The organism is Streptomyces sp. Alt3, assembly GCF_030719215.1.
Lineage (GTDB): Bacteria > Actinomycetota > Actinomycetes > Streptomycetales > Streptomycetaceae > Streptomyces > Streptomyces glycanivorans.
This window is the reverse complement of record NZ_CP120983.1, coordinates 6,911,769-6,926,148: the sequence shown is the minus strand read 5'-3', so window position 1 is coordinate 6,926,148 and position 14,380 is coordinate 6,911,769. Positions and strand designations below refer to the sequence as shown.

The 14,380-nt window shown below is 73.3% G+C and carries 15 protein-coding genes; 9 read left to right on the top strand and 6 right to left on the bottom strand.

Going from position 1 to position 14,380, the window contains the following annotated elements:
- Positions 1 to 363 precede the first annotated feature (363 nt).
- Positions 364 to 996, top strand: a complete 633-nt coding sequence (locus P8A20_RS30640) for an SRPBCC family protein (protein ID WP_147962266.1) — start codon at positions 364 to 366, stop codon at positions 994 to 996.
- A 163-nt stretch (positions 997 to 1,159) separates the two neighbouring features.
- On the opposite strand, the gene P8A20_RS30635 is transcribed toward P8A20_RS30640, so the two are convergent.
- On the bottom strand, positions 1,160 to 1,558 hold the full coding sequence (locus P8A20_RS30635) for a DUF5997 family protein (RefSeq protein ID WP_147962265.1): 399 nt from the start codon (positions 1,556 to 1,558) through the stop codon (positions 1,160 to 1,162).
- Between the two features lie 58 nt (positions 1,559 to 1,616).
- Here P8A20_RS30635 and P8A20_RS30630 point away from each other — a divergent pair, with 58 nt between their 5' ends.
- The 5 genes from P8A20_RS30630 to P8A20_RS30610 all read left to right on the top strand — a co-directional run bounded on the left by P8A20_RS30630 (position 1,617) and on the right by P8A20_RS30610 (position 6,697).
- Positions 1,617 to 2,405, top strand: a complete 789-nt coding sequence (locus tag P8A20_RS30630; RefSeq protein ID WP_147962264.1) for a LysR family substrate-binding domain-containing protein — start codon at positions 1,617 to 1,619, stop codon at positions 2,403 to 2,405.
- 136 nt (positions 2,406 to 2,541) lie between these two features.
- Positions 2,542 to 3,501, top strand: coding sequence for an alpha/beta hydrolase (locus tag P8A20_RS30625; protein ID WP_306104649.1), 960 nt, complete (start codon positions 2,542 to 2,544; stop codon positions 3,499 to 3,501).
- A gap of 73 nt (positions 3,502 to 3,574) precedes the next feature.
- On the top strand, positions 3,575 to 4,735 hold the full coding sequence (locus tag P8A20_RS30620) for an acyltransferase family protein (protein WP_306105219.1): 1,161 nt from the start codon (positions 3,575 to 3,577) through the stop codon (positions 4,733 to 4,735).
- The gene (locus P8A20_RS30615) at positions 4,728 to 6,032 is read left to right on the top strand and encodes a sensor histidine kinase (protein WP_327329080.1); all 1,305 of its coding nucleotides are present in this window, start codon (positions 4,728 to 4,730) and stop codon (positions 6,030 to 6,032) included. Before P8A20_RS30620 ends, P8A20_RS30615 begins: the two co-directional genes overlap by 8 nt.
- Positions 6,029 to 6,697 (top strand): response regulator, encoded by a 669-nt coding sequence (locus P8A20_RS30610; protein WP_147962263.1) that lies wholly within the window; start codon positions 6,029 to 6,031, stop codon positions 6,695 to 6,697. Before P8A20_RS30615 ends, P8A20_RS30610 begins: the two co-directional genes overlap by 4 nt.
- Before the next feature lie 7 nt (positions 6,698 to 6,704).
- Here the strand turns inward: P8A20_RS30610 and P8A20_RS30605 are convergent, their stop codons facing one another.
- The 4 genes from P8A20_RS30605 to P8A20_RS30590 form a co-directional block, all read right to left on the bottom strand.
- Entirely contained in the window at positions 6,705 to 7,889 is a 1,185-nt protein-coding gene (locus tag P8A20_RS30605; RefSeq protein ID WP_371606574.1) for a serine hydrolase domain-containing protein, read from the bottom strand.
- A 62-nt stretch (positions 7,890 to 7,951) separates the two neighbouring features.
- Positions 7,952 to 8,527, bottom strand: coding sequence for a histidine phosphatase family protein (locus P8A20_RS30600; protein ID WP_147962261.1), 576 nt, complete (start codon positions 8,525 to 8,527; stop codon positions 7,952 to 7,954).
- 68 nt (positions 8,528 to 8,595) lie between these two features.
- The gene (locus P8A20_RS30595) at positions 8,596 to 9,033 is read right to left on the bottom strand and encodes a GNAT family N-acetyltransferase (RefSeq protein WP_147962260.1); all 438 of its coding nucleotides are present in this window, start codon (positions 9,031 to 9,033) and stop codon (positions 8,596 to 8,598) included.
- Positions 9,030 to 10,490, bottom strand: a complete 1,461-nt coding sequence (locus tag P8A20_RS30590; protein ID WP_306104647.1) for an aminotransferase-like domain-containing protein — start codon at positions 10,488 to 10,490, stop codon at positions 9,030 to 9,032. The genes P8A20_RS30595 and P8A20_RS30590 overlap by 4 nt, the downstream gene beginning before the upstream one ends.
- Here P8A20_RS30590 and P8A20_RS30585 point away from each other — a divergent pair.
- Both P8A20_RS30585 and P8A20_RS30580 read left to right on the top strand, forming a co-directional pair.
- Positions 10,489 to 11,463 (top strand): DMT family transporter, encoded by a 975-nt coding sequence (locus tag P8A20_RS30585; RefSeq protein ID WP_147962259.1) that lies wholly within the window; start codon positions 10,489 to 10,491, stop codon positions 11,461 to 11,463. The two genes, P8A20_RS30590 and P8A20_RS30585, sit on opposite strands and share 2 nt — an antisense overlap.
- 42 nt (positions 11,464 to 11,505) lie before the next feature.
- Positions 11,506 to 11,709, top strand: coding sequence for a DUF1918 domain-containing protein (locus P8A20_RS30580; RefSeq protein WP_147962258.1), 204 nt, complete (start codon positions 11,506 to 11,508; stop codon positions 11,707 to 11,709).
- A 180-nt stretch (positions 11,710 to 11,889) separates the two neighbouring features.
- Here P8A20_RS30580 and P8A20_RS30575 read toward each other — a convergent pair whose 3' ends face one another.
- On the bottom strand, positions 11,890 to 13,146 hold the full coding sequence (locus P8A20_RS30575; RefSeq protein WP_147962257.1) for a glycoside hydrolase family 10-like protein: 1,257 nt from the start codon (positions 13,144 to 13,146) through the stop codon (positions 11,890 to 11,892).
- A 197-nt stretch (positions 13,147 to 13,343) separates the two neighbouring features.
- Between P8A20_RS30575 and P8A20_RS30570 the strand changes: the two genes are divergently transcribed.
- Positions 13,344 to 14,204: a 3-hydroxybutyryl-CoA dehydrogenase gene (locus P8A20_RS30570; RefSeq protein WP_306104646.1), complete on the top strand. Its 861-nt coding sequence runs from the start codon at positions 13,344 to 13,346 to the stop codon at positions 14,202 to 14,204.
- Positions 14,205 to 14,380: the final 176 nt, after the last annotated feature.

Sequence of the window (14,380 nt, the reverse complement as noted above, 5' to 3'; positions counted from 1 at the left end):
CGCAGCGGCGGCTTCCGCTTCCCCGCGGACCGTCAGGAGACGAGGTCGCCGGTCAGGACGCACCCGTCCGGGCGGGCGGGCGCGGTGCTCACGTCTCCGGTCGCGCGGCCGGATTGCCGCCGTCGCCGCTCCCGCTGTCGCCCTCACAGCCCGCCAGGCCACCACCGTCGCACCCGCGGCCATCGCGGACGCCAAGGCCGGCTCACTCCGCCACCGTCGCACCCGCGACCGTCACCGCCGTCGAGGACCGAAGCCCATGTCCGCCCGGGCGAGGACGACGGAACTTCGGTTATATGGCCTGGGGACCGCCGGGTCCGGCGCGGACGCACAGAAGGCGGACACACGGAGAAGGGCTGGACGGCCATGGACGAGATCGTCGAAGAGATCAGCCGTGTGCACCGGGAGGTCGGCACGCGCCGCGTGGCGTCCGAGCTGGCCGGCACGGTGCTGCTGCGGCGGACCTTCGGTGCCGATGTCGCCGAGGTCTGGAGCGCGGTGACCTCCCCGGAGCGGATCGCGCGGTGGTTCCTACCGGTGACCGGCGAGTTCCGGGCCGGCGGGAGCTACCAGCTCGAGGGGAACGCGGGCGGCGAGATCCTGGAGTGCCTGCCCCGGGAGCGCGTCCGCGTGTCCTGGCTGTTCGGGCCCGACCCCGGCTTCAGCGAGGTCGAGGTGCGCCTCGCGGCGGAGGGCGGCGGCGGGACGGTGTTCGAGCTGGAGCACGTGTCCGTCGTTCCGGAGGAGTTCCGGAGCCAGTACGGTCCGGGCGCGGTCGGGATCGGCTGGGACCTGGCCCTTCTGGGGCTCGGATGGCATCTCACGGGCGGCGGGCTCAGCCATGAGGACGCCGTGGAGTGGCAGGCGTCACCCGAGGCGAAGGCCTTCGTCGCGCGCTCGGGCGAGGAATGGGGCCGCGCGTTCGCCGCCTCCGGGGCGGACCCGGAGACCGTGACCGCGACGACCGTGGCGACGGTCGCGTTCTACACGGGCGAATAGGGGCGCCGACGGTCCCTCCCGGTTCCTCCTGCCGCAGGACCGCGTCCGGCTCCCGGGCCGCCCGCCCCCCGCGCCTTGTCCCGCGCGCGGGCAGCGGTCGGGAACGGACAGCGGTCAGCGGTCAGCGGTCAGCGGTCAGCGGCGGGCGCCCCCGGCGGAGGCGTCAGTCGCGGTCGGCCTGCTCGGCACGGGCGGCGTTGCGCTCCTTGATGCGGACCGCTTCCTTGCGGACGTCGGCCTGGGTGGCACGCTCCTTCTGGAGCCACTCGGGGCTGTCCTGCTTCAGCGCGTCGATCTGCTCGGTCGTGAGCGGCTCCGTGACACCGCCACGTGCGAGTCCCGCGATGGAGACGCCCAGCTTCGAGGCGACCACCGGGCGGGGGTGCGGGCCGTTGCGGCGCAGCTCCTGCAGCCACTCGGGCGGGTCGGCCTGCAGCGCGTTCAGCTCGGCGCGCGAGACGACGCCCTCCTGGAACTCGGCGGGGGTGGCTTCGAGGTACACACCCAGCTTCTTCGCCGCGGTGGCGGGCTTCATTGTCTGGGTGGTCTGGTGCGACGTCATGGTGTCCAGGGTATCGAGCATGTGCGGCGCCTCCGACCACGGCCGGTAACCTGGCGGGGTGACAGGCTCGGAAGTACCCCCTGCGTTCCGGCTCGCCTACGTCCCGGGCGTGACCCCGACCAAGTGGGTGCGGATCTGGAACGAGCGGCTGCCCGGAACCCCGCTGACCCTCGTCGGCGTGCCCGCGGCCGATGCGGCCGCTCTGCTGCGCGACGGCGGCGCGGACGCCGGTTTCGTGCGGCTGCCCGTCGACCGTACGGATCTCAGCGCGATCCCCCTCTACACCGAGACGACGGTCGTCGTGATCCCCAAGGACCACGCCGCCTTCTCCGTCGAGGAGATGTCGGTGGAGGACCTCGCCGACGAGATCGTGCTCCATCCCCTCGACGACACCCTCGACTGGGAGCGCCCGCCGGGGCGGCCCGCGTTCGAGCGTCCCGCGACGACCACGGACGCCGTCGAGCTGGTGGCGGCGGGCGTGGGACTGCTCGTCGTCCCGCAGTCGCTGGCCCGTCTGCACCACCGCAAGGACCTCACCTACCGGCCGCTGACCGGCGTACCCGAGTCGCGGATCGCGCTGTCGTGGCCGGAGGAGAAGACCACCGACCTGGTGGAGGAGTTCATCGGGATCGTCCGGGGGCGGACCGTCAACAGCACCCGGGGCCGTCCCCCGACACCGCCGCAGCCCAAGGCCAAGCGCGCCGAGAGGACGAGCGGTGGCGGTGCCGCGCGCAAACCCGCCGCGGGCAGGACCTCCCGGGGCGGGTCCGGCGGCTCCGGCAAGGCCGCCGGTTCCAAGAACCCCAAGGGCGGCGCCAAGCGCGGGAAGCCCCGCCGTCGGCCGTAGCGGGCGGGGCCCCCTACCCGTAGTACTTCGGGACTACGCGGAGGATGCACTCCTGAGCGGGACGCCGACCACACGGACCGCTCCATAACTTCGGTACCGGATTCAACGAGAACGATCCGGTACGGAAGGACTCCCCATGGCGCCCCGCCCATGGAGCAGCCGCGCACGCCGCGCGCTGCTCGCCGCACTCGTCACCACGTCCGTGGCACTGCCGGTGTCGGGGGCTGCCCGTCCCGCCGCGGTTCCGGCACCCGCCCCGGCCGTCCTCGCCCCGCTGGGCACGGTGACGGCCTCGGAGCTGGACGCCAGGTACGCGGCCGGGCGGCTGGAGATCCGGGCGGCACGGGACATGGCCACCCGCCACGGGGACTCCCGGCGGGCCGCCGCGCTCGGGGACATGGCGGGTCCGGGGCGGCAGTTCCTGACGTTCGACGGGCGGGACGGCGGCCGCAGCGCCGAGGTGCTCGGTGATCTGTCCCGGGCCCGGCGCATCGCCGTACTCGTGCCGGGCGCCGGTGTCGACCTCGATCACTACGGGCGTTTACGGCGTGGTGCGCAGACGCTGCTGGACGAACTGGGCGGCGGGTCGGCCGTAGTCGCCTGGCTCGGCTACCGGACGCCCACCACGCTGGGCCCGTCGTCCCTGACGGCGGCGCGGGCCGACGAGGCCGCGCCCGGTCTGCGCGCGTTCGTGGCGGAGCTGACCACGGCGACACCCGATGCCCGGGTCACCGTCCTGTGCCACTCCTACGGTTCCGTGGTCTGCGCCCGGGCCGCGTCCGGGCTCGATGTGGCGGACATCGTGCTGTACGGGAGTCCCGGCACCGGTGCCGGGAGCGCCGCCGGTCTGCACACCCGGGCCACGGTGCGGGCGGGTCTGGGCGGGCACGACTGGATCGCGGGGGTTCCGCACACGACTCTCGCGCTGCCGTTCGTCACGGTCGGATTCGGGACGGACCCGGTGTCGCCGGAGTTCGGCGCCGAGGTCTTCGACGCGGGCGACGCCGGGCACAGCGACTACCTGGGACCCGGGTCCGCCTCGCTGCGCAGCATCGCCGGCATCGTGGCGGGGACGGCCGGAGGCGGCCGTGGATGACCTCGTGCGGCGTACCGGCGTACCTGGCCCCGCGCCACGTACCGGTCTGCGTGGCCTCGCGCGGCGTCCCGGCGTGCGTGACCTCGTGCGGCGGATCGAAGCGGCGACGCCACGGGACCGCGACCGCGCGGTCGACGCCCTGCGCGCCTTCGCCATCCTGGGTGTGGTGTGCGGCCACTGGCTGGTGACGGCACTGGTCGCCGACAGCGGCACGGTGCACGGCGCGAGTCCTCTCCAGCACATGCCCGGGCTCGCACCGGTCTCCTGGATGTTCCAGACACTGGCCGTCTTCTTCCTGGTCGGCGGCCGGGTGGGCGCGAGGGGGTACGCCTCCGCCCGGGCCAGGGGCGAGTCGTACGGGAGCTGGCTGGGGGCCCGGATGGTGCGCCTGTTCCGGCCGGTCGCCGTCGTGACCGCCGTGTGGGGCGTGGCGGCCTGCGTGATGCTGGCCTCGGGAGTGGACGAGGGGACGGTACGCGCGCTGGGCAAGCTGGTGTGGTCGCCCCTGTGGTTCCTGCTGGTGTTCGCCGCGCTGACGGCCGCGACTCCGCTGGTGGCCGGGCTGCACCCGTTGTGGCCGCTCGCCGTCGTCCTGTACGTCGACCTGTTCCGGCTGGGGTTCGACGGCCCCGCCGCCCTCGGCTGGATCAACGTGGCGGCCGGCTGGCTGGTCCCCTACTGCCTGGGGGCGGCCTGGGCGCGGGGCGGGCTGAGCGACCGCCGGACCGGTTGGGTGCTGCTGCTCGGAGGCGCGACGGCCGCGGCGGGGCTCGTCCTGTTCGCCGGCTACCCCGCGTCCATGGTCGGCGTGCCGGGCGGCACCCTCTCCAACCTCGACCCGCCGACGCTCGCCGCCGTCGCCTTCGGCCTCGCCCAGTGCGGAGCGGCCCTGCTCCTGCTCGGACCGCTGCGGCGGGTCCTCGCGCGGCCGGCGGTGTGGGCCGCGGTGGCCCTGCTGAACCTGTCCGCCATGACCGTGTTCCTCTGGCACCAGACCGCCATGATCGTGGTCACGTCGACCGCCCTCTTCCTGGGCGGCCCGCTGCCCGGTCTGCACACGGTCCCCGACGGCCCCGGCTGGGTGCTCGCCCGGACGGCCTGGCTGCCGGTGTTCGCGCTGGCGCTACTGGTCCTGCGGTCGGTGTTCGGAGCGTACGAGCAGGGGCGCGGCGGGCGTTCGACGGTCGTGCGCTCGGGTTCCCCCGCACCGGTCCCGGAGCCGCGACGTGTCTAAGCTGAGGGCCATGACGGGGGCGGGGGCCTGGGGCCGGGTCGTGGGGGCGCTGCGCGGGCTGCCGCACATGCTGCGCGAGGACCTGTGGACCTCTCCCGTCGATCCGGTGCCGCCTGCGGGCACGCCCGGCTCACCGGTCTGGCGGCCCGCGTTCGGGTTGCTGCTGACGCTCGGGGCGGCGATCGCCTCCGTGTGGCACGTGCCCGACCTGGTCCCCCTCGGTGCGGCCGTGCCGGAGTACGTGGTGCTCCTCGTCGTGTGCCAGGCCCTGGCACTGCTGGCCGGTCTGTGGCAGCCCCTGCGCGCCTGGTGGGTCTCGCTGGTCCTGATGATCGTCAGCGTGCGGATCGCCGAGCCCACGACGGCGCCGGGCGACATGTTCCCCTGGTCGGGCCCCGAGATGGCGTTGCAGAGCGGGGCGCTCCTCCTGCTCACGCTGCGGGTCCAGCCGCGCAGGGCCGTCCTCGCGCTCGCGCTGAGCCTGCTGGCGGGACTGGTGTCCAGCGGCTTCACCACCAGGGCCCACAACTACTCGCTGGACGTCGGCGCGGCGGTCGTCATCACCGCCGTGGTGATCGGGGCGGCGCTGCGCGCCCTCAAGGTGGCCCGCGGTCAGCTCGTCGTCCAGTCGGTGCTGACGGAGGAGGAACGGGCCCGGCGCACCCTGCTGGAGGAGCGCAACCGGATCGCGCGGGAGCTGCACGACGTGGTCGCGCACCACATGTCGGTGATCTCCATCCAGGCCCAGGTCGCCCCTCATCTGGTCGAGAACCCGTCGGACGAGCTCAGGGAGAACCTCGCCGGCATACGGGAGAACGCCGTGGAGGCACTGGCCGAGCTGCGCAGGGTCCTCGGTGTGCTGCGCTCGGAGGACGCGGCGGCGGACGGGGTGCGGCACGCACCGCAGCCCACCCTGGACCGGCTGGACGAGTTGGTCGGTACGGTGCGGGGCGCCGGTGTCGCCGTCGCGCGGGAGACGACGGGCACGCCCCGGCCGCTGGCGCCGGGGGTCGGGCTCTCGGCGTTCCGCATCGTGCAGGAGGCGCTCAGCAACGTGATGCGGCACGCCCCCGGAGCAAGCGCACGGGTGGAGGTCGGTTACCACTCCGCCGCCGTCACGGTCCGGGTCACGAACTCCGCACCGGGGACGGCCCCCGTACCGGCGGGCGGAGGCGGACACGGGCTGCTGGGCATGCGGGAACGCGTCACCATGCTGGGCGGCGACCTCACCCACGGCGGCACCCCCGGCGGTGGTTACGAAGTACTGGCGACGCTCCCCCTGGAGGACCCCGCATGACCATCCGAGTGCTGATCGCCGACGACCAGATGATGGTGCGTCAGGGCTTCACCGTGCTGCTGAACGCCGAACCCGGCATCGAGGTCGTCGGCCAGGCGGTGGACGGTCTGGACGCACTCACCATGGCGGCCGAACTCACCCCCGACGTCGTCCTGATGGACATACGGATGCCCCGGCTCGGCGGCATCGACGCCACCCGGCGTCTCACCGAGGCACCCGGCACCACCGTCCGGGTCCTCGTGCTGACCACCTTCGACCTGGACGAGTACGTGTACGAGGCGCTGCGCGCGGGCGCCTCCGGGTTCCTGCTGAAGGACGCCTCCGCCGCCGAACTCGCGCAGGCCGTGCGGGTGGTGGCGGCGGGGGACGCCCTGCTCGCCCCGAACATCACCAAGCGTCTGATCGCCGAGTTCTCGCGGGTCAGTTCCGGCCCCCGCGCCCCCGTCAGGGAGCGCGTCGGGGATCTCACGGAACGCGAGACCGAGGTGCTGTCGCTGATCGCGCAGGGCCTGTCGAACGCGGAGATCGCGGTACGGCTGGTGGTGGCGGAGCAGACCGTGAAGACCCATGTGAGCCGGATCCTGGTGAAACTGGGTCTGCGCGACCGGACGCAGGCCGCGGTGTATGCCTACGAGTCGGGGCTGGTGCGCCCGGCCGGCTACTGACCGCGGCTCACAGGGAGCCGTACACCGCGTCGACCAGGGCCATCTTGCGGGGGTCGTCGGCGATGTTCGGGCCCATGCGGTTCATGACGTAGCCGAGGGCGATCCCGGCTTCCGGGTCGGCGAGGCCGCAGGAACCGCCTGCCCCGTCGTGGCCCACGGCACGCGGGTTGGGGCCGTACGAGCCGTTCGGCCCGCTCAGCCAGAGGCCGAGTCCCAGCTCGGTCTCGTGGGTGAAGCCCGCGCCCAGCACGAGGTCCCGGCAGCTGCCCTGTCCCTCGCGCACCCGCTCGGCAGCCTCCTCGGAGAGGATCCGCCTGCCGTCGAGGCTGCCGCGCCCGGCGAGGATGCCGTACAGGGACGCGACGGCGCGGGCGGTGCCGTGGCCGTTGGCCGCGGGGATCTCGGCGGCCCGCCACTCCGGGGTGTTGGCGGCGGCCGTGCCGGTGCCCGGGTTGAGCAGGGAGGCGATGGCCACCGGCTCCATCCGGGCGAAGAGGGCGGCCTGTTCGCGGGAGACGTCCTTCGGCTGGACGAGTTCGGCGACCCGGTCCGCGTCCTTCTCCGGCAGGCCCACCGTGAAGTCGATCCCGAGAGGTCCGGTGACCTCCTGGCGCAGGAACTCCCCGGGCAGCAGACCGGTGATCCGGCGGACGACCTCGCCGACCAGGAAGCCGTAAGTGATCGCGTGGTATCCGGAGCGGGTGCCCGGCTCCCACCAGGGCTCGGTGGCCGCGAGGCGGGCCGTGGTGAGCTCCCAGTCGTAGAGCTCGGCCAGGGTGTGCGGGTCACGCAGACCGGCGACGCCCGAGCGGTGCGAGAGCAGGTGGCGGACGCGCACGGACTCCTTGCCCTCGGCGGCGAATTCGGGCCAGTAGGCGGCGACCGGGGCGTCCAGGTCCAGGAGTCCGCGGTCGGCGAGGATGTGGGCGCAGAGCGCGGTCGGGCCCTTCGTCGTTGACCAGACGTTGACCACGGTGTCCCGTTCCCAGGGCCTGGTCCTCGCCCCGTCGGCCCAGCCGCCCCAGAGGTCCACCACCGGATGTCCGTCGAGCAGGACGGTGACCGCCGCGCCCAGCTCGTCGCGCTCGGCGAAGTTCGCCGCGAACGCGTCGCGTACCGCGGCGAACCGGTCGTCGCAGTGGCCTTGGATGTGCGGCACGGGCTCTCTCCTCGTCTCGGTGCCATGCACCATACCGACTGGTCGGACTGGCGGGAAGCCGCCGTACACCCCGTTCCTTCGGCCGGGTGACCGGGTCAGCGCGGTACGGCTTCGAGGCTGAGGCTCCACCGCCCGGGCAGTCCGGTGATCGTCACGGAGGAGAGGGGGCGGACGTCGACGTTCCAGTACGTCGACGGCGGGGCCTGGAGGGCGTAGACCAGGGCCGCGCGCACGACGGCGGGTTCGGCGACGGCGACGACGGCGCCGTCCTGGACCGGCCTGGTGTCGAGCCAGCCGCCGACCCTGGTGATGAAGGCGAGCAGGGATTCGCCGCCGTGCGGGGCGGAGCGCGGATCGGCGAGCCAGGCGCCCACACCCGCCGGCTCGCGCGCGGCGACCTCGGCAAGGGTGAGCCCCCGCCAGCGGCCCATGTCGCAGTCGCGCAGGGCGGGCTGGACGAGCGGGGCGAAGCCGAGGGCGTCACCGGTGGCGCGGCTGCGTGGTGTCGGTGAGCAGTAGCGCAACTCGGCGCCGCCGAGGCGGACCAGGGTGTGGGCGGCGAGCTGGACCTCGCGCCAGCCCTCGTGGTCGAGCGGCCGGTCGTCGTCGAAACGCTCGGCGAGAAGGGCGGAGCTGCGCGCTGCGGCGACCAGGGACACCCGAACACTCATGGGCGCGATCGTGGGGCCGGCCGCCCCGCCGGTCAAGAGGGCGGGACGGAAAGCGCGTTCACCCGGCCTCAGCCCGTCTGGAGGGACATCCACATGCCGGGCTCGGGCAGTGGCGTGAAACCGAGCTTCGCGTACACCCCGTGGGCGTCCTTGGTCGCGAGCAGGAATCTGCGTACGCCCAGCGGGGCCAGTTCGTCCCGGACGGTGGTGACGAGCCGGGTGCCGAGGCCGTGACCGCGCGCCCCGGGGTCGACGTACACATCGCATATCCATGCGAAGGAGGCGTGGTCGGTGACCACCCGGGCATAGGCGGCCTGCTCACCCGAATCCGCCTCGTACGCACCGAAGTTGAGCGATCCCGCGATCATGCGTTCCTGGTGCTCCCGGGTGCGACCCAGGGCCCAGTAGGCGTCCGTGGACAGCCAGCGGTGGATGCGGGCCACGTCCAGCCGTGCGGGGTCGTCGGAGATCTCGTGGCGCCTCTCGGCGGTCTCGTCGTCGTTCACCCGGGGAGGCTATCGCCCGGCCCCGGCAGTTCGTCGACCGCCGTGCGTAGCCTGCGCACCCCCTCGGCGATCTCCGCGGCGCCCGACACGGCCGCGAAGCTCAGTCTGATGTGCGCGGCGGGCGGCTCGGCGCAGTGGTACGGGCGGCCGGGCGCGACGGCGACCCCGGCCCGCAGGGCGGCGGCGACGAGGGCGGGTTCGCCCGCCACCGGACCGGGGAGCCTGAGCCAGATGCTGCCGCCGCCCGACGGCACGTGCGGCAGGGCGAGTTCGGGGAGCCCGGTGCGCACCGCCGCCGTCATCGCGGTGCGGCGACTGCCGAGCTCGGCGGCCACGGTGCGGAGATGGCGCTCCCAGGACGGGGAGCCGACGAGTTCGAGCGCCGCCTCCTGGACCGGGCGCGGGACGAAGAAGCTGTCGACGACCTGGATGGCGCGCAGCCGTTCGAGAACGGGGCCACGGGCAGCGAGGGCACCGACGCGCAGGCTCGGCGACGTGGCCTTGGTGAGGGAGCGCACATGGACGACGACACCGTCCGGGTCGTGGGCCGCCAGGGGCTCGGGCAGCGGGCCGGCGTCCGCGTGGACGAGACGGCGGGCGAAGTCGTCCTCGACGACGAACGCGCCCGCCGCACGGGCGGCCCGCACGATCCGCGCGCGCCGGTCCGGGGCGAGGACCACGCCCGTCGGGTTCTGGAAGAGCGGCTGGCAGACGAAGACCCTGGCTCCGGTGGCCCGGAACGCGGCCTCCAGCAGCTCGGGCCGGACCCCGTCGGCGTCCACCGGCACGGGGACCGGCCGCAGACCTGTGGCGCGGGCGGCGGCCAGCATGCCCGGGTAGGTGGGCGATTCGACGAGGACGGGGGCTCCGGGCGGGGCGAGCGCGCGCAGCGCGGTGGCCAGGGCGCTCTGGCCACCGGCGGTGATCAGGACGTCGGCCCCGGTGAGCGTGGAGCCGATCTCGCGGGCGAACCAGGCGCGCAGCTCGGGCAGCCCGTCGGTGGGCGGCCTCCCCCACGCCCCCGGCCGGCGGCTGGCCCGGGCGAGGGCGGCGGCCAGGGCCCGCTCGGGCTGGAGACCGGGATGGAGGTAACCGCCGTTGAACTCGATCACCCCGGGTGGCGGTGCGGCGAGGGTGACCAGGACGCCCGACGCGTCGACGGTGCGCGGTACGACCTCGGGGCCGCCGTCCCCGCTGAGCGAGACCTCCTGCCAGGAGGTGTCGCCCGGGGCGGGGGCGGCGGCGTCCGTCTCGGCCCGGAAGGCTCCGGAACCGGGCCGGGTGACGACCAGGCCTTCGGAGACGAGCTGCGAGACGGCCCGGGAGACCGTCACCGGGCTCACCCTGAAACGTTCGACTAGCGCACGACTCGACGGCAGCTTCTCACCCGGCGAGTAGCGGTTCACCTCGCTCCGCAGGGATCTCGCCAGTTCGGACACGCTGCTACGCTCGTGCATGACAGCACAGAATAGCGCTATCAACCGGACTGCGGTAGCGGTCGACACAGGTCGGCCCTCGGTGAGGCGTCGCGGTCCCGGAAGCGGGGTCGTGCTCGCCGGACTCGGTGTCCTCGCCTTCTCCCTGACCTTCCCCTCGACGGTGTGGGGCCTGGAGAGCTTCGGCCCCTGGTCCCTGGTCGCGCTGCGCAGCGTGCTCGCCGCGCTGATCGCGGGATGCGCCCTGCTCGCCGGACGGGTGCCGGTGCCGGAGCGCCGCCACTGGGCCGGTCTGGCGGTCGTCGCCGGTGGCGTGGTGGTGGGCTTCCCCCTGCTGACCTCGCTGGCCCTCCGGACCTCCACGAGCTCGCACGCGGCCGTCGTGGTCGGGCTGCTGCCGCTGACGACCGCGCTCCTCGCGGCCCTTCGCACCGGCTCGCGTGCGCCGCGCGCCTTCTGGGCCGCCGCCCTTGCGGGGGCGGCCGTCGTGATCGTCTTCACGGTCCAGCAGAGCGGCGGGGCACTCTCCGGCGGCGATCTGTATCTCTTCGGTGCCCTGCTGGTCTGCGCGGCGGGTTACACCGAGGGCGGCAGGCTCGCCGGGGTGATGCCCGGCTGGCAGGTGATCGGCTGGGCCCTCGTCCTCGCCCTGCCGCTCGCGGTGGCCGGCGCGGTGGTGGCACTGCCCCTCGAACCGGTGCACCTCACGGCACACGGGATCATCGGGCTCGTCTGGGTGGCCGCCGGATCGACCTTCCTGGGGCTGTACGTCTGGTACCGGGGCATGGCGGAGATCGGGGTCCCGCGGGCCAGCCAGCTTCAGCTGGCACAGCCGCTGCTCACCCTGGTCTGGTCCTTCCTCGTCCTCGGCGAGAAGGTGTCCGGGGCGGCGCCCATTGCGGCGGTGGCCGTGCTGGTGTGCATCGCCGTCACCCAGCGCGCGGGGAGCAGCGGCACCCGCCGCGCGAGAGCCGACACGCCCGTCCGGTCATAGACTTGTCGACATGGACCGCCACCCGTGAGGAGGTCACTCCCGATGGAGGCACACGCGGGCGACCGGCTGCTGACGCACGGCAGGACCGTGGGACGGCACGACGAGGTCGCAGAGATCGTCGAGGTGCTCGGTGACGGGGGCGAACCCCCGTACCGCCTGCGCTTCGAGGACGGGCACGAATCGATCAGGTCCCCGGGCCCCGACAGCGTCGTTCAGCACACGGCCCCCGAGGACCTGGACAGGTAGAACGCGCGCGTGCCGGGGGCACGAGTGGCCCCCGGCGCACGCGTCCGGCTCCGGGCGGGCTCGGCCGTGCACCTAACGGACCCGGTACCGGTGCGCAACAGCCTGCGCACCGGAGACCGACGCGGTGCCGACGCGGCCCATGCACCGTGGATCCTCTCGGTGCGGGTGTGGACGGCCCGCTCAGTGGGGAGCGCGGGCGCGGACCTGGTAGTGGTCGGCGACGACCCGTGCCATGGCCCCGACGGGGTCCGCCTTCACCTGCTTCGCCGAGAAGTAGACGTGGCCGCCCACCTCCGGGTGGCCGGCGGCGAGGTCGAGGTGGCGGGAGAGTTCGGCCGGATCCTGCCAGGCCGCGGGCTGTGCCGGATCACCCGCCTTGTACAGCGCCTCCCCGACGTACAGGCCGACGCCGGTCCCCCGTACCGCCGCGGCCCACCAGGACACCAGCTTCGCGTAGTCGGCCGCCGCGAAGCCGATGTGCCAGTAGATCTGCGGGCAGATGTAGTCGATCCACCCCTCCTTCACCCATTTCCGCGTGTCGGCGTGCAGGTCGTCGTACGTCTGCACTCCCGCGGCGGTGTCGGAGCCCAGCGGGTCGGTCGACGCGTTGCGCCACACCGCGAAGGGGCTGATCCCGAAGCGGACGCCGCTCCTGACCTCCTTGATCCGCTCGGCCGTCTCGCGCACCAGCCGGTCGGTGTTGTCGCGGCGCCAAGCAGCCTTGCTCGCGAAGTCCTGGCCGTACTTCTCGTACGCGTCACCGTCGTCGAAGACCTGGCCCGCCACCGGGTAGGGGTAGAAGTAGTCGTCCCAGTGCACCGCGTCGACGGGGTAGCGGCTCACCGCGTCGAGCATCGCGTCCTGGACGAACTTCCTGACCTCCGGCAGGCCCGGGTTGTAGTAGAGCTTCCCGCCGTACGGCAGGACCCAGTCCGGGTGCAGCCGCGCGGGGTGGGAGGCCACCAGACGGGACGGGTCGGTGTGGTTCGCGACCCGGTACGGGTTGAACCACGCGTGCAGCTCCAGACCGCGCGCGTGCGCCTCGGCGACCGCCGTGCCCAGCGGGTCCCAGCCCGGGTCCTTCCCCTGTACGCCGGTGAGGCACTGGGCCCACGGCTCGTACGACGAGGGCCACAGGGCGTCGGCGCTGGGCCGGACCTGGAGCACCACGGCGTTCAGCCGGAGTGCGACCGCACGGTCGAGGTGTGCGATCAGCTCCGCCTTCTGCGCCGCGGCGCTCAGCCCCGGCGCCGACGGCCAGTCCAGGTTGGCGACCGTGGCGATCCACACGCCCCGCATCTCTCCCCCGTCCGCCATGCCGCCCCGGTGCGGCCGCGGGAGGGGCCCGCGTGCCGCGACGGCATCACCCGCCGTCATCATCGCGGCCACCGTGCCCGCCGCGCCCAACACCAATGACCTCCGGCCCATACGACGCATCTGTGTACCTTTCGCTTTCGGGTTCCCGTGTGTCACGTCGGCAGTGCGTGACGCAGATCATGCCCGTCCACCGACCGCACGACCCGCGGCTCCGGTGAACCCGGTCGCGGAGTAACGTCGTGGGGTCGAGGCGGGCACCGGAATCAAACGGGAACTGCCGCACGAAGATCAGCGAAAGGCACGAGGTGACGGACTCTATGGCCGACATTGCACGCGTCGGAGTGGTCGGCTGTGGCCAAATGGGCGCAGGCATCGCGGAGGTGTGCGCCCGCAGCGGCCTCGAGGTCAAGGTGGCCGAGACCACCGGCGAGGCTCTGGAGATAGGGCGTACGCGGCTGCACAACTCCCTCTCCAAGGCCGCCGAACGCGGCAAGATCACCGTGGAGGAGCGCGACGAGACCCTCGCCCGCCTCACCTTCACCACCGACCTCGGTGAGTTCGCCGACCGCGATCTGGTGATCGAGGCCGTCGTGGAGAACGAGCAGGTCAAGACCGAGATCTTCCAGGTGCTCGACCAGGTGGTGACCCGGCCGGACGCGATCCTCGCCTCGAACACCTCCTCCATCCCGCTGGTGAAGCTGGCCGTCGCGACCTCCCGGCCCGACCAGGTCATCGGCATCCACTTCTTCAACCCGGCCCCGGTGCAGCGGCTCGTCGAGCTGATCCCTGCGCTGACGACGTCCGACGAGACCATAAAGCGCGCTGAAGCAGTCGTGCAGAACGTCCTGGACAAGCACGCGATCCGTGCCCAGGACCGTTCGGGCTTCGTCGTGAACGCCCTGCTGATCCCGTACCTGCTCTCGGCCATCCGGATGTTCGAGTCGGGCATCGCCAGCCGCGAGGACATCGACAACGGCATGGAGATGGGCTGCGCCCACCCGATGGGCCCGCTCAAGCTCGCCGACCTGATCGGCCTGGACACGGTGGCCTCGGTCGCCGACTCCATGTACGCGGAGTACAAGGAGCCGCTGTACGCCGCTCCCCCGCTGCTCCAGCGGATGGTCGACGCGGGGCGGCTCGGGCGGAAGACGGGGTCGGGGTTCTACCCGTACGGCTGACCGTCCGCCCGCGGGCCCGGCGCTGACGCCGCCGGGCCTGTCGGGCACGTTCCCCAAGGTCAGGACCGTGTGCGGCCCCGAAAAGCCTCGTCTGCTACTGCTGACCCGATGCCGTGCCGGAACGCTATGGAGCTACGGCGCGGATGGGCGGGCCCGAAGCCCTGGGCCTTTCAGCG

What these genes read in the sequence shown, in the direction of transcription:
- P8A20_RS30640 (WP_147962266.1), top strand. Translation starts at nt 364, where the DNA reads ATGGACGAGATCGTCGAAGAGATCAGCCGTGTGCACCGGGAGGTCGGC.
- P8A20_RS30635 (WP_147962265.1), bottom strand. Translation starts at nt 1,558, where the DNA reads ATGACGTCGCACCAGACCACCCAGACAATGAAGCCCGCCACCGCGGCG.
- P8A20_RS30625 (WP_306104649.1), top strand. Translation starts at nt 2,542, where the DNA reads ATGGCGCCCCGCCCATGGAGCAGCCGCGCACGCCGCGCGCTGCTCGCC.
- P8A20_RS30610 (WP_147962263.1), top strand. Translation starts at nt 6,029, where the DNA reads ATGACCATCCGAGTGCTGATCGCCGACGACCAGATGATGGTGCGTCAG.
- P8A20_RS30605 (WP_371606574.1), bottom strand. Translation starts at nt 7,889, where the DNA reads ATGGTGCATGGCACCGAGACGAGGAGAGAGCCCGTGCCGCACATCCAA.
- P8A20_RS30600 (WP_147962261.1), bottom strand. Translation starts at nt 8,527, where the DNA reads ATGAGTGTTCGGGTGTCCCTGGTCGCCGCAGCGCGCAGCTCCGCCCTT.
- P8A20_RS30585 (WP_147962259.1), top strand. Translation starts at nt 10,489, where the DNA reads ATGACAGCACAGAATAGCGCTATCAACCGGACTGCGGTAGCGGTCGAC.
- P8A20_RS30590 (WP_306104647.1), bottom strand. Translation starts at nt 10,490, where the DNA reads ATGCACGAGCGTAGCAGCGTGTCCGAACTGGCGAGATCCCTGCGGAGC.
- P8A20_RS30580 (WP_147962258.1), top strand. Translation starts at nt 11,506, where the DNA reads ATGGAGGCACACGCGGGCGACCGGCTGCTGACGCACGGCAGGACCGTG.
- P8A20_RS30575 (WP_147962257.1), bottom strand. Translation starts at nt 13,146, where the DNA reads ATGCGTCGTATGGGCCGGAGGTCATTGGTGTTGGGCGCGGCGGGCACG.
- P8A20_RS30570 (WP_306104646.1), top strand. Translation starts at nt 13,344, where the DNA reads ATGGCCGACATTGCACGCGTCGGAGTGGTCGGCTGTGGCCAAATGGGC.